General features: G+C 37.6%; 12 protein-coding genes. 11 read left to right on the top strand and 1 reads right to left on the bottom strand.

Annotated elements, in window-relative coordinates; all coding sequences use genetic code 11:
* Window positions 1-29: 29 nt before the first annotated feature.
* Window positions 30-2939: a lantibiotic dehydratase gene (locus G7092_RS03350; RefSeq protein ID WP_166086176.1), complete on the top strand. Its 2910-nt coding sequence runs from the start codon at window positions 30-32 to the stop codon at window positions 2937-2939.
* A gap of 8 nt (window positions 2940-2947) precedes the next feature.
* Here G7092_RS03350 and G7092_RS03355 read toward each other — a convergent pair whose 3' ends face one another.
* Complete coding sequence (locus G7092_RS03355) at window positions 2948-3106, bottom strand: hypothetical protein (protein WP_166086177.1); 159 nt, start codon at window positions 3104-3106, stop codon at window positions 2948-2950.
* Between the two features lie 484 nt (window positions 3107-3590).
* Here G7092_RS03355 and G7092_RS03360 point away from each other — a divergent pair, with 484 nt between their 5' ends.
* The 10 genes from G7092_RS03360 (at window position 3591) to G7092_RS03405 (ending at window position 13122) form a co-directional block, all read left to right on the top strand.
* A complete protein-coding gene (locus G7092_RS03360) occupies window positions 3591-4241 on the top strand; it encodes a sensor histidine kinase (protein WP_166086179.1) in 651 nt (216 codons plus the stop codon).
* Window positions 4238-4933 carry a LytR/AlgR family response regulator transcription factor gene (locus G7092_RS03365; RefSeq protein WP_166086181.1) on the top strand — a complete coding sequence of 232 codons (696 nt, stop codon included), beginning with the start codon at window positions 4238-4240 and terminating at the stop codon, window positions 4931-4933. Before G7092_RS03360 ends, G7092_RS03365 begins: the two co-directional genes overlap by 4 nt.
* A gap of 737 nt (window positions 4934-5670) precedes the next feature.
* Window positions 5671-6141, top strand: a complete 471-nt coding sequence (locus G7092_RS03370) for a condensation domain-containing protein (RefSeq protein ID WP_166086183.1) — start codon at window positions 5671-5673, stop codon at window positions 6139-6141.
* A 100-nt stretch (window positions 6142-6241) separates the two neighbouring features.
* A complete protein-coding gene (locus tag G7092_RS03375) occupies window positions 6242-6400 on the top strand; it encodes a hypothetical protein (RefSeq protein WP_166086185.1) in 159 nt (52 codons plus the stop codon).
* Between the two features lie 806 nt (window positions 6401-7206).
* A complete protein-coding gene (locus tag G7092_RS03380; RefSeq protein WP_166086187.1) occupies window positions 7207-7371 on the top strand; it encodes a hypothetical protein in 165 nt (54 codons plus the stop codon).
* A gap of 108 nt (window positions 7372-7479) precedes the next feature.
* Window positions 7480-7557, top strand: coding sequence for a potassium-transporting ATPase subunit F (locus G7092_RS03385; RefSeq protein ID WP_166090879.1), 78 nt, complete (start codon window positions 7480-7482; stop codon window positions 7555-7557).
* A 12-nt stretch (window positions 7558-7569) separates the two neighbouring features.
* The gene (kdpA, locus tag G7092_RS03390) at window positions 7570-9285 is read left to right on the top strand and encodes a potassium-transporting ATPase subunit KdpA (protein WP_166086189.1); all 1716 of its coding nucleotides are present in this window, start codon (window positions 7570-7572) and stop codon (window positions 9283-9285) included.
* A gap of 2 nt (window positions 9286-9287) precedes the next feature.
* Window positions 9288-11315: a potassium-transporting ATPase subunit KdpB gene (kdpB, locus tag G7092_RS03395; protein WP_166086191.1), complete on the top strand. Its 2028-nt coding sequence runs from the start codon at window positions 9288-9290 to the stop codon at window positions 11313-11315.
* 142 nt (window positions 11316-11457) lie between these two features.
* The gene (locus tag G7092_RS03400) at window positions 11458-12030 is read left to right on the top strand and encodes a K(+)-transporting ATPase subunit C (protein ID WP_166086193.1); all 573 of its coding nucleotides are present in this window, start codon (window positions 11458-11460) and stop codon (window positions 12028-12030) included.
* Window positions 12031-12045: 15 nt separating this feature from the next.
* Window positions 12046-13122 (top strand): porin, encoded by a 1077-nt coding sequence (locus G7092_RS03405; RefSeq protein WP_166086195.1) that lies wholly within the window; start codon window positions 12046-12048, stop codon window positions 13120-13122.
* The last annotated feature ends 70 nt before the right edge of the window (window positions 13123-13192 follow it).

The following is a 13192-nucleotide window of genomic DNA, read 5'->3' on the forward strand; positions in this document are numbered from 1 at the left end:
AGTTTATTATAGAAAGAAAAATTACCTAAATGACTCAACATTTTTCGGAGCCAAATAATTCCTTTGATCATACCTTTATTGAAAGATTTCCAGTTTTTAATTCTCGAAGTTATACACCTGAAAATATTGAAGTTTATTTAGACGATCCCTATTTCGATATGGCGCTGAAGCTGGCCTCACCTATACTTTGGGAGGAAATTTCTAAAAAAAAATCGTTAGGCGCTCATTTGAATTTTAAGCAGGTATTTAGTTTGAAAAAATACATCAACAGAATGCATTTCAGAGCAACACCCTTTGCTTTGTTTTCTGCTGTTGGTGTTTGCAGATGGAAGCCTGGTTTAAAAGATTTGCCGGCGATTAATAATAATAAATACCTAACCGCTTATGTCCACACCGAAAATACCTGTTTCAACTACAATGATGCAGGATCCGAGTTGATCTCTGGTAATGATTCTATTTATTATGTAAACAAGGAATTTAGGTACTTGTACTTTGAGAAAATCACCGGAGGTAAATTAAAATGGAGCTTACACAGCATTGGTTATAATGCTGTAGTGAAAAAAATACTGTTATTTTGTCGTTTCCCTAAAACAAAAGCGGCTTTAATTACTGTAATATCTGAATACTTAAAATCAGATCAACAGTCAGCCACCGAGCTTTTGGAAAAATTGATTGAAAGTCAATTACTATATACTAAGGAGAGTGCAAGTTCTTTAGGAAATGGAAAGGTTCATCAAAAAAAAGATTTTGTTTTACCCGACATAAATCAGATAATGAAACAGGAATCTTTTATGGATTTTCCTGATCAGCAGTCTTTTGTTAACTTATATAATCAACAGGAATATTCTTTGCCTTCTGGATATAAAAATGAACTCAATGAGGCCATTAACTGCCTAAGTGTGCTCACAGATGAAGAAGAAACGCCGTTGATGAAAGCTTTTATACAGAGCTTTCTGGCAAAATATGATCAACAATCTATCCCGCTCTTAAAAGCGTTAGATCCGGAGATAGGTATAGGGTACGCAGAAAATAGATTAGATGATATTCATAATAATGAGGTCATAGCTGATTATCCGGATTTAAAAGAAGATATCCCAGTGCCCTTTTTAAAATGGACCCCTGTTCATACTTTTATTTTAAAAAAAATCCAGGAGGGGACCAGAAGCATTGAAATCCATGCGCAGGATATTAGAATGCTCGAAAGCGAGATACAGGCAAAAAAAACACATACTGCAAGTATGTCTATTATATTCAGGATTGATAATGAGCAGAAAATAGTTATAGAAGGTGCAGGTGGGGCTAGTGCGCTCTGTTTAATAGGACGATTCAGTGCAAACGGATGTATTTTAGACCAGTACAAGCGCATTGCGGAGGTTGAGTGTAAGCTAAATCCAGGTATCTTGTTTGCAGAGATAAACTGTCGTCTGCCTGAAAAACATTATAACTTACATACCAGGGCAAAGGTATACCCTTATGAGATATGCATTGGATTTCCTTGCACGGAACCTGGCCAGATACCATTGAATGATCTTTATTTATTTGTTGAAAACGGAAGCCTGATTTTATATTCTAAACGGTTAAAATCGAGAATAATTCCGCGATTTAGTAGTGCTTATAATAACAATCATAGTGATTTTCCAGCTTTTAAATTTTTGTTTGATCTTCAATTTTACGGGGTAAAACACAATTATACTTTTCAATTACGGAAATTATTTCCAGAGTTGATTTTTTTTCCGAGAGTTACTTATGGTGATTGTATTTTAGAACTAGCTTCCTGGATACTTGACGAAAAAACTGTTGCTAAGTTTAAAAATAAAACAGAAACTGATGCACTGATCTTATTAAATAGTTTGTTGGTTAAGCATGTAATACCCGATCAAATCAAAATCTGCGAAGCAGATACTTATTTGGTTTTTAATCTTTCGGTACCAGCAGAAAAGATTTTTTTCATTGAATGTTTGCAAAATATGGGGAAAGCTATCGTGCTTCAGGAATACCCCTTTTTACAAAGTACATCTGCTCATTCTGCATATCAAAAACAATTTATTGGGGTTAAATATAGTGAAGCAGAAACCTATAAAGGTGCAGGTCCGCTCAAAATACGACCGTCAAATATACCTGATAAAATAGATCCCTTCTCCTGGATGTATCTTAAAATATACTGTCATCCTAATAGAGCAAACAACTTATTGACAGGCGCAATAACGGATCTGGTGAGCGGACTTATGAGTGCGCAGGAAATTACTCAATGGTTTTTTATTAACTATGTTGACCCTGAATTTCATATTCGTTTAAGATTTAAACTGAAGACTCCCTCTTCAATAGTAAAAGCCAGGGAACATATGAAAGCTTTGTATAGCTTACAACATCATGGATTAATACAAATGATTAATCAAGTGCCTTATCAACCAGAATATGAGCGATACGGCGTAAAACAAATAGGAAAAGTTGAAAAAGTTTTTTTTGCAGACAGCGAATATTGTATTAATATTTTGAAACAAGCAGATCAAGATAAACCAGAATATTATTGTTTACTTGTAAATAGTATTCATCATATTTTTGAATATTGCGGCTGGCCCATAGAAAAAAGAACGGATATTTTGTATCGATTGTCAGTTTCAGGATTTCAGGATGCAGATCAATTAAAATATAAATCAGATCAATCTTATCGAACACATTCCCGGCTACTTCAAAGTTATATTGCCAATCAGGTAGAGCCTGTTAAAATCAGAGAATTAAGAGATGTATATCTTCTCAGCTTACTTGATTATATCAATAGCCTTCCTAATGAAAAAAGAGAAACTATTTTAATTGATCTTATTCACATGCAATTGAATAGGTTATTGAGTGTTTTCACTAAATTACAGGAATTGACTATTTATTACTGGCTTTATAAGTATTATTTAAGTTTTAAATATCTTCAAAGTAATAATTATTAATAAATGAGCTATTTTTTACCTATACTAGCTGATTGCCACACCATAGTTGGGACAATAGTGGTTGTTGGAAGGATGGTGGTATCAATACCGCCGGTAGAAATGCCTTTTGCCGCCTTATTAGAAAAGGTAAATAATACGCATGGATTGATTTCAATTTTGGTTTTCATGATAGTTTTTTTTTACAATATTATGCGTTTAAGCAGTAAGCTAAAAGTTAACTATGCGAACAAGTATAGTTTTATGTAAACAGTGATTTTGACTATGCGAACTAGTAAATTAAATCAAACAATAGTACTACGACACGTACTTGCCTGGGTAATATTTATTACCTATGAGGTAAGTATATCGGCAATTTTAGGAGCACGTATGAGTTATTGGAGTTACTGCCCCTTTTACGTTTTACACATCTTATTATTCTATGGCTATGCAAGCTTTTGTCTTTATTTAGTTAAAACTAAAAAACAATGGTGGTTTTATCTTATTCCGATGACCATTGTATTGATATTTCTTCATCAATGTTTGATTTTATTGGTAGAAATAGGTCTGAGCCATTTCCATCTCATAGATACTACCTTTAATTTTACGATAAAGGGTTTAGCTGGTTCTGTTTGGAGATGCATCTACTTTCTATTATTAAGTAGTTCCTATTGTATGATTATTTATATTATTGAAAAGAATAATCGAGTTAACCAACTAGAATTAAAAAGCTTAGAAGCAGAAAAAGACCGATACAAAATAGAAAATGCCTATCTATTGGTACAAATGAATCCTCATTTACTTTTTAATTCATTAAGTTTCATTTATAATTCTGTGCGAAAAGTATCTCCGGAAGCTGCAAAAGGAGTTGTCATCCTTTCTGATATTATGCGACATGTGTTAAGTGGCCCAGATGAAAACGGGCTGATTTTAATAGATAGTGAAATAGATCATATTAACAAACTGATTGAAATTTCAAGGCTTCGCTTTCAGAACGATTTTTATTTAAGTTTTAACGTTAATGGTGTTTGGGACAATGTTAAAATCCCTCCTTTGATTTTAGTTACTTTTGTAGAAAATCTATTGAAACACGGAGATTTGACCGAGTCGCTGTCTCCTGGCGTCATCAATCTAGAAATCAATCCTGAAAATATATTATTTAGTACCCAAAATTTGATAAAGAAAACAGACTTGAGTTATTCAACCCGAATCGGTATTAACAATGCCAAACTGCGACTTGACTCTTATTTTGGTCAGGAAAGATATCAGCTTGATTTTCAGAAAACTATTAATAGTTATAATATAATGCTTAATATAAAATTATGATACGCTCATGCTATATAGTTGATGATGAACAGCATGGAATTGAAATTCTGACTGATTTTGTTAATCAAACACCAGGGCTTAAGCTAGTTGGAGCGGATACAAACCCGTTGGAAGCACTGAACAAAATATCTAACAATGAAATTAAAGCGGATATTACTTTTTTGGATATCGACATGCCGAAAATTTCAGGTCTTAATCTTTCCAAGCTCATAAAAGATAAAACGGAAGTTGTTTTTGTTACTGGTTTCAAAGATTATGCACATCAGGCATTTGATTTTAATGCAATTGATTTTCTTTTAAAACCAGTTACATATGAACGGTTTCTTCAAACATTAGATAAAATTTATGCTAAAACCAATATTTCTTCAATTGTTGAGAATAAGTTCTTATTCATCCAGGTTAATAATAAAAAAAAATACATCAAAATTAACACAGATGAAATCACCTATATTGAAGGTTTGAGCAACTATGTCAGAATTCATTTTGTATCTGGGAAAGTTCATACCATATATACGAGTTTAAAAGTGATCCTTGAAAAGTTACCTCAAAATCTGTTTGTCCGTTCTCATAAGTCTTTTATCATAAATTTGAAGTTTGTAGAGGTAATTGGTGGAGATGAAGTTATTATCCAGGGAAATCATGTTGTCCCTATTGGAGCTTCTTTTAGAAATGATTTAATGCACAATTTATAAAACTAATCTCTTCGAATTATTAAGATGAAATTCTGGAGCTCACATTGCAGACTTGTAATGGCTCCGGAATACTCCAATTATTTTGATATTTATTAACGTAATCATCTAAACCATATTTGCTAAGTCTGCTTAATGAAATTTTTATTCTTTAAAATGAGTTGTTAAATCATTTGATATTACTGCGTGACATGTTTGTTGTGTAGGTTGAATGTAATGGCTCCTTTATTCAGAAAGTTTTAGAAACAATAATTTATTAAGTGAAAAATGGAGTTAAGAGTAATACTATTACCGATGCATTTAGCAAAATGAGTTCATGAAATACCAGTTAATCACTGCGTTTACATCATCAATTTTGAGTTTGACATAAATTATATGACTTTTCACATAATTTACCAATAATCAATATTTATTAACCGGTAAATGTGCTTTAATTTGAAAAAGCTAAAAAACGGGATTATATACTTAGATATCATTGGTTAGAAATTCTGAATTGCTTTATACGAATGGCTTTGTATAATAGGAAATTGAACTCTAAAAAGCGTAATATTTATTTTAGATAAATTCCTTATCATGCTGGCAAAGCTTCACAACATTGTTCTATAGGTAAACTATGGGATTGATTTGATATTTACCAGTTGTAATCAGTTTAAAGTAATAGACCTCTTGGAGTGCCATATGATAGGCTTTTAAATTAATATCATAACAAATAGTTTCAACTAAATCATGAATTATATCTGATGATTTATCTTATTGAACAGTACAAGGGGGAAATTAGCGCGTACAACATTCCAATAGTGATGCGATTAACTGAAGGGGTTAATCTCAGCTCTCTGATTTCAGCTTTGCGTTCGATCCATTCTCGTCACGAAATACTTCGGAGTGTGTTTCTGAGGGACGAATCAGGTAGAGTTTACCAGTCGGCCCTTGATACAGAAAATTATCCATTAGAAATTGAAGAGGAAAGTTATACAAGCAGGGAGTGTTTGGACAATTCGATAGCGTTGGAGATGAATTATGTATTCCGCCTTTCGGAGGTTTATCCAATCAAAGTGAAGCTTCATGAGTTACTTAGAGAAGGAGAAGTGATTACCTATTTGAGTATCGTTATCCATCATATGGTGTTTAACGGCTGGTCTGGCGGTATCTTCGAACAAGAGTTAATGACTTGTTATCATTATTACGAGTCCTTATCTCATGGGATGATTTAGAGTAGTATATGAGTTTATTTTCCGCGAGAGGCTTCACTAAGCTATTCCGTGTGCTGTATAAGCAATGAGGCAAATCACCATTGATAATAAATAAATTAGAATGATCAAGGTGTTACGTATTCAACTGTATTATGGAAAAGCCGAAATTGAGACGAGCCAGGCGTATAGTAGATCGTCCTATAAAAGGGGGCCTGTTTCAGATCAAGAGAAACAGTTTTTAACTATTGCTGCCGAGATAGTAGCACAAATTATATTTTAAGAATTAGAAAGGGAAGAGGAGGAAATCCTTAGAAGTTTAAAATTTCTTGTATAGCTTTTAAGTTTTAAGGAGTCTTGAGCGGATTTTGTTTGGACCGCTTTTCTCGGATATGTAAAAAAATTACAGGTCAAGAACGGCTTGGTGATAGCGAGTGATTATTATTAAGAAAAAAGCTTCTTTCCTGCGTTATTTAAGATGTTTTTGCGCTATATCGCAGTTACCTCAGAAGGCGGCGAGTTCAAAAATATTGAATAGTACTTTTTGGGAGGTGAGAGAGGGAGAGCAAGGTTTGTGAACCTTGGCTCTTGTGTTTTGATAAACAGTAATTTACATTTTCAAAAGGCTTTTACCCTACGAATAACTCAATAGCAAAATGATTCTAATTGGTAATTTAAATATACTGACTTTTTTAGATTTGAAAATCTTTTTTGTTAGAACCTATTGCCTATACTGAGCCCTTATGCCGAGCCAAGTTTTAAGAGATTGGGACTTTGCAACCGCAGTTTGAAATTTTTTATGGAAGATTTGAAAAAAATGGTTTATATATCGCTATAAAAAAGAATAGAAGGGTTGAGATATCTCCTAAACTTCCTTGGCTCAATACCTCCTTTATCTGGACTAAATTGATCATTTAATATTGAGATACTCTCTCAAAATAAGGGACTTTTAGAGATTTTATTTCTATATCGTTCTATGGTTTGTTTTTCTTTAAGTTATTGATTATTAATTAACTAATAATCTGTATTGTTTCTTGTTTGTTTTTGGCTCTTGTTTTGGCTATACGGCATAAATAAGAAATACCCACCATGCAAAAACGAATACACCTCTCCGATAAACAAGCAACTCAAACGCCTGAAGAAAAAGGCAAATACACTTTTAAAGATATTGCCATAATCGTTTTTGCCTGGTTGATGACCCTGTCGCTGGTCTATATCTGCTATCTGAAATTCAAGTTTTTCCTGCACCACTAAACAAATTCTCAAAAAAGAATGATAACTATAATTTATGTACTGCTCGGCCTCGCTTTCTTCTGGCTGTTTTTTAAATCCGTCAACTATTTCGAAAAAATCTAACACTGTATGACCGCATTATTCATCATTGCTATAGCCGTGTTTGTTTACATGGTTTATGTGCTGTTAAAACCCGAAAAATTCTAATTACTAAAAACTATGAACACCGAACTTACAGGAGTAATTTTTACTTACCTGCTTACGCTTGCCATAGCTATCCCGCTTGGAATTTACATAGCCCGGATGTTCCGTGGCGATAAAACCTGGCTGGATTTCATGGCTCCCCTTGAACGTTTTATTTTCCGTTTCAGCGGCATCGATACTAAAAAAGAGATGAACTGGAAGCAACATATGTTTGCTTTATTGACTATCAACAGCGTGTGGTTATTTTATGCTTTTTTCTGCCTTCTGTTCCAGGCACATTTACCTTTGAACCCTGACGGTAACCCTAACCAAACGCCGGATCTTGCTTTTAACACAGCGATCAGCTTTTTAGTAAATTGTAACCTGCAAGATTATTCGGGCGAAAATGGCGCAACTTATTTTACCCAGCATTTTGTGATTATGTTTCTGCAATTCGTTTCGGCTGCTACAGGTATTGCTGCGCTGTTTGTTTTATTCAAGGCATTCAGAGATAAGGTTACCGACAAATTGGGTAATTTCTGGGGCTTCTTTGTTAAATCTATCACCCGCATATTGCTACCACTATCGTTTGTAGTAGCTGTTATCCTGGCTTTTAATGGTACACCAACCAGCTACAAGGGGAAAGATTCCTTTATAACGCTTCAGGGCGATACCGCTCATGTATCCAGAGGCCCTGCGGCGGCCATGATAGCTATTAAGCATATCGGTACCAATGGCGGTGGCTGGTTTGGGGCAAACTCGGCTCATCCGCTCGAAAATCCCAACTATTTAACCAACACAACTGAATTGGTGGCGCAGGTTATTATTCCAATCGCATTGGTATTTGCTTTAGGTTTTTACCTGAACAAGAAGAAATTTGCCTATGTAATGTTTGGGGTGATGACGCTAGGTATGCTCATGCTGCTTATCCCTACGATGAACGCGGAGATTAGCGGCAGCCCCGCCATAGCTAAAATGGGAATAAGCCAGCCGACCGGGGCAATGGAGGGTAAGGAAGTGCGGTTTGGACCTGCTAATACGGCCTACTGGAACATCGTAACCACCATCATATCTACCGGCTCGGTTAACTCTATGCATGACAGTGCCATGCCCGTATCCGGGTTTATGATGATGATGGCTATGATGACCAATTGCTTTTATGGAGGCTGTGGTGTGGGAATTCTTAACTTTTACATCTTTATCATCATCGCGGTATTCATATCCGGGTTGATGGTTGGACGAACGCCTGAATTTTTTGGACGAAAGATAGAAGCTCGCGAAATGAAGATCGCATCCATTATAGCCCTGCTACACCCTTTTATTATCCTGGTTGGTACAGCGGTATCATCCTATGTGCTGGTACATATGCCAAATGCCGACTGGGCGGTTAAACCATCTACCTGGCTAAATAACCCCGGTTATCATGGCTTTTCAGAAATGCTGTATCAATATACTTCCAGTGCGGCCAATAATGGCTCCGGCTTTGAGGGGCTTGGTGATAACAATATTTTCTGGAATGTGAGCGCGGGTTTTGTACTGCTGCTCGGCCGTTTTTTACCCATTATCGGCCCCGTTGCTATCGCGGGTATTCTTGCGAGTAAAAAGTTTATACCAGAATCTGCCGGAACGCTTAAAAGCGATACATCAACCTTTGGTATTATGGTATTTGCGGTGATCCTGATCGTAGCCGCATTATCATTTTTTCCGGCCTTGGCATTAGGCCCTATTGCTGAACATTTTTCTTTAAAATAATCATGAGAACTCAAAATACATTATTTCAGGGCGACCAGATGACGGAGGCTTTAAAGCAGTCATTTATCAAACTTGATCCCCGCCAGTTAATCCGTAACCCGGTTATGTTTACCGTGGAGATTGGCACCTTTGTCATGTTGATCGTCAGCATCTATTCCTTTACTAATAAAGGCCAGGGAAGTTTTGCCTATAACTTTACCGTTTTTATTATCCTGCTGCTCACCGTGCTGTTTGCCAATTTTGCCGAAGCCATTGCCGAAGCACGTGGTAAGGCACAAGCCGAAAGTTTGCGCAAAACCCGTGAGGAAACTCCCGCACGTTTGCTGATTAACGGAAAAGAACAAAAAGTGATGTCATCCCAATTAAAAAAGGGTGATGTGTTTATTTGCCAAGCTGGTGATAACATCCCTACCGATGGTGAGATCATTGAAGGGATCGCTACCATCGATGAATCGGCTATTACAGGCGAATCGGCGCCGGTTATTCGGGAATCTGGTGGTGATAAATCATCCGTTACAGGCGGTACCAAAGTATTATCCGACAGGATCAAAGTCATGGTAACCACCCAGCCAGGTGAAAGCTTTCTGGATAAGATGATAGCTCTAGTGGAAGGTGCATCACGTCAGAAAACACCCAATGAGATAGCCTTAACTATCCTGCTGGCGGGGTTTACGTTAATTTTTGTGATTGTTTGTGTTACCCTGAAACCGTTTGGAGATTATGCAAACACGCCGATCACCATTGCTGCATTTATTTCCTTATTCGTGTGCCTGATCCCGACTACTATCGGCGGCCTGTTATCAGCTATCGGTATCGCAGGGATGGACAGGGCTTTAAGGGCCAACGTGATCACCAAATCGGGTAAGGCTGTTGAAACTGCAGGCGACCTGGATACTTTGTTATTGGATAAAACAGGTACCATTACCATAGGTAACCGTAAAGCAACAAATTTTTATCCTGCTATTGGAGTTACACATGAAAATTTTATCGCTGCCTGTACTTTAAGCTCATTGGCTGATGAAACCCCAGAAGGTAAATCAATTGTAGAGCTCGCCGGAGAGGATAAAAATATGCCTAAAGTGGTTGCTCCGCATGGTGCCACCTTTATCAAATTCACAGCCGAAACCCGTTCAAGCGGCCTAGATACCCCAGATGGCTTGCGCATCCGTAAAGGAGCGTTCGATTCTATTCGCAACATAGCGCTCAAAGCCGGTCATCCATTTCCTGTCGAGGTAGAGGATAACGTTAAAAAGATCTCTTCAAATGGTGGCACACCGCTAGTGGTATCGCAAAATGAAAAGATCATGGGTGTGATCGAGCTGCAGGATATTATTAAACCAGGCATAGCCGAACGTTTTGAACGCTTGCGCAAAATGGGTGTAAAGACCGTAATGGTAACCGGGGATAATCCGCTAACTGCCAAATTTATTGCTGAAAAAGCAGGTGTAGATGATTTTATAGCCGAGGCCAAGCCCGAGGATAAAATGAACTATATCAAGGCCGAGCAGCAAGGTGGTAAACTGGTAGCCATGATGGGCGACGGTACAAATGATGCTCCGGCCCTGGCACAGGCAGATGTGGGTGTTGCGATGAACAGCGGCACCCAGGCCGCCAAAGAAGCGGGTAATATGGTGGATTTGGATAACGACCCAACGAAGCTCATCGAGATCGTGGAAATAGGTAAACAGCTGTTGATGACCCGGGGAACGCTCACGACTTTCTCTATCGCTAATGATGTGGCCAAGTATTTTGCCATTGTGCCAGCTTTATTCATGGTTTCTATACCGGCATTAAAAGCATTAAATATCATGAACCTGCACAGCCCGCAATCGGCCATATTATCGGCAGTGATCTTTAACGCGATCATTATTCCGCTACTAATTCCGCTTGCTTTGCGCGGTGTAGAATATAAGCCAATTGGCGCCAGCGCCTTGTTACGCCGTAATCTGCTGATCTATGGTCTGGGAGGTATCCTGATTCCATTTATAGGTATTAAACTGATTGACCTCGCGGTAGGAATATTCTTGTAGATGTGCGGATATGCAGGTGTGCAAATGACGAATGTTCAAATTCTGTTAATTCTTAAATTCTAAAAATTCTAGTTCAGACAACAGAATTCACTAATTCACTAATTCACTAATTCACTAAATCAATAATTCAATAATTAAAAAGATGAAAACGTATTTATTACCGTCATTAAAGCTGACCATTATCCTTCTGGTTATCCTGGCAGGTATATACCCGCTTGCTATAGCTGGAATTGGAAAACTAACACCAGGGCATGGCGATGGCCAAACTATTCAATATAAAGGTCGCACGGTTGGTTATGCCAACATTGGTCAAAAGTTCACCAAAGACGAATATTTCTGGTCACGCCCTTCGGCCGTCGATTATCATGCAGATGGTTCAGGTGGTTCAAACAAAGGTCCTTCAAACCCCGACTATTTGAAAGATGTAGAAAAACGCATTCAGGATTTTATGAAGCATAATCCTGGTGTAACCCGTGCCGAAATTCCTGCCGAACTGGTTACCGCTTCGGGTAGCGGACTTGACCCCGACTTGTCACCGGCCGGTGCGAAGGTACAAGTTGCGCGTATAGCTCATATACGCGGCATTGCTGCCGAGAAAATCAATAGTGTTATTGATGCTACAACAGAAAGGCCTTTGCTGGGCATGTTTGGCCCGGCCAAAGTAAACGTGCTAAAATTAAATGTGGCATTAGACGAGTTGAAAGCAAAGAACTAAAACAAAAAAGAACGAATGAAAAAACTTATAACAGGAATAATATTACTAATGAGTGCCGCTGCAATGGCACAGGAAACAAAAACTTCTCCTATTACTATAAGCGGTTACGTGGAAACTTATTACAACTATGACTTTAACAGGCCGCTCAATAATACCATGCCGCCATTTCTATACAATTTTACCAGGAACAACGAGGTTAACTTAAACCTGGGGTATATTAAAGCAGCTTACAGTTCGGATAAAGTGCGGGGAAATTTTACATTTGCCACCGGTACCTACATGAATGCCAATTACTCGGCCGAGCCAGGTCTGCTTAAAAATATCTACGAAGTCAATATTGGTGTCAGGCTGTCTTCTAAAAATAATCTCTGGATAGACGCCGGTGTATTGCCCTCACATATTGGATGGGAAAGCGCTCGGGGAATTGATAACCCAACGCTTAGTCGCAGTTTGGCTGCCGAGAATTCACCATATTTTGAAACCGGGGCAAGATTGAGCTATACCTCTAAAAGCGAAAAATGGTATTTAAGCGCTTTAGTACTGAACGGCTGGCAGCGCATACAAAGGGTAGATGGCAATACCACACCAGCTTTTGGCACACAGGTTACTTTTAAACCATCATCAAAAATAACACTTAACAGCAGCACCTTTATTGGGAACGACAAGCCGGATAGTGTGCGGAAGATGCGCTACTTCCATGATTTTTATGGCATTTTTCAGTTAAGTGATAAATGGGCCGCTACGCTTGGCTTTGACATAGGAGCTGAGCAAAAAACCAAGGGATCATCAGATTTTAACACCTGGTATACGTCGGCCTTAATCTTAAAGTATGCGGCTACGTCTAAAATCAGTATAGGGGTAAGGGCTGAATATTATGATGATAAAAATGGTGTTATCATAGCTACAAATACGCCCAATGGTTTTAAAACATGGGGATTCTCGGCTAATGTGGATTATAGCATCCTGAGCAATTTAATGTGGCGGGCGGAGATCAGAAGCCTGAATAGCAAGGATGATATTTTTGTTAATAATGACAACAAAGCATTAGGGCATAACATCGCCTTAACTACTTCGTTGGCATTCAGCTTTTAATTGACCGGTTTAAAATTACCGGATAATAAAAATAATTGTATCCATGAAAAAGCTTCATGGATACAATTTC

Origin of the sequence: Mucilaginibacter inviolabilis, from assembly GCF_011089895.1 — a bacterium.
Classification (GTDB): domain Bacteria; phylum Bacteroidota; class Bacteroidia; order Sphingobacteriales; family Sphingobacteriaceae; genus Mucilaginibacter; species Mucilaginibacter inviolabilis.

Excerpts from the sequence above, each read along its gene's own strand:
- G7092_RS03380 (WP_166086187.1), top strand. The coding sequence starts at position 7,207 with ATGCAAAAACGAATACACCTCTCCGATAAACAAGCAACTCAAACGCCT.
- G7092_RS03360 (WP_166086179.1), top strand. The coding sequence starts at position 3,591 with ATGATTATTTATATTATTGAAAAGAATAATCGAGTTAACCAACTAGAA.
- G7092_RS03370 (WP_166086183.1), top strand. The coding sequence starts at position 5,671 with ATGATTTATCTTATTGAACAGTACAAGGGGGAAATTAGCGCGTACAAC.
- kdpA (WP_166086189.1), top strand. The coding sequence starts at position 7,570 with ATGAACACCGAACTTACAGGAGTAATTTTTACTTACCTGCTTACGCTT.
- G7092_RS03400 (WP_166086193.1), top strand. The coding sequence starts at position 11,458 with ATGAAAACGTATTTATTACCGTCATTAAAGCTGACCATTATCCTTCTG.
- G7092_RS03355 (WP_166086177.1), bottom strand. The coding sequence starts at position 3,106 with ATGAAAACCAAAATTGAAATCAATCCATGCGTATTATTTACCTTTTCT.
- G7092_RS03405 (WP_166086195.1), top strand. The coding sequence starts at position 12,046 with ATGAAAAAACTTATAACAGGAATAATATTACTAATGAGTGCCGCTGCA.
- G7092_RS03350 (WP_166086176.1), top strand. The coding sequence starts at position 30 with ATGACTCAACATTTTTCGGAGCCAAATAATTCCTTTGATCATACCTTT.
- kdpB (WP_166086191.1), top strand. The coding sequence starts at position 9,288 with ATGAGAACTCAAAATACATTATTTCAGGGCGACCAGATGACGGAGGCT.
- G7092_RS03375 (WP_166086185.1), top strand. The coding sequence starts at position 6,242 with ATGATCAAGGTGTTACGTATTCAACTGTATTATGGAAAAGCCGAAATT.
- G7092_RS03385 (WP_166090879.1), top strand. The coding sequence starts at position 7,480 with ATGACCGCATTATTCATCATTGCTATAGCCGTGTTTGTTTACATGGTT.
- G7092_RS03365 (WP_166086181.1), top strand. The coding sequence starts at position 4,238 with ATGATACGCTCATGCTATATAGTTGATGATGAACAGCATGGAATTGAA.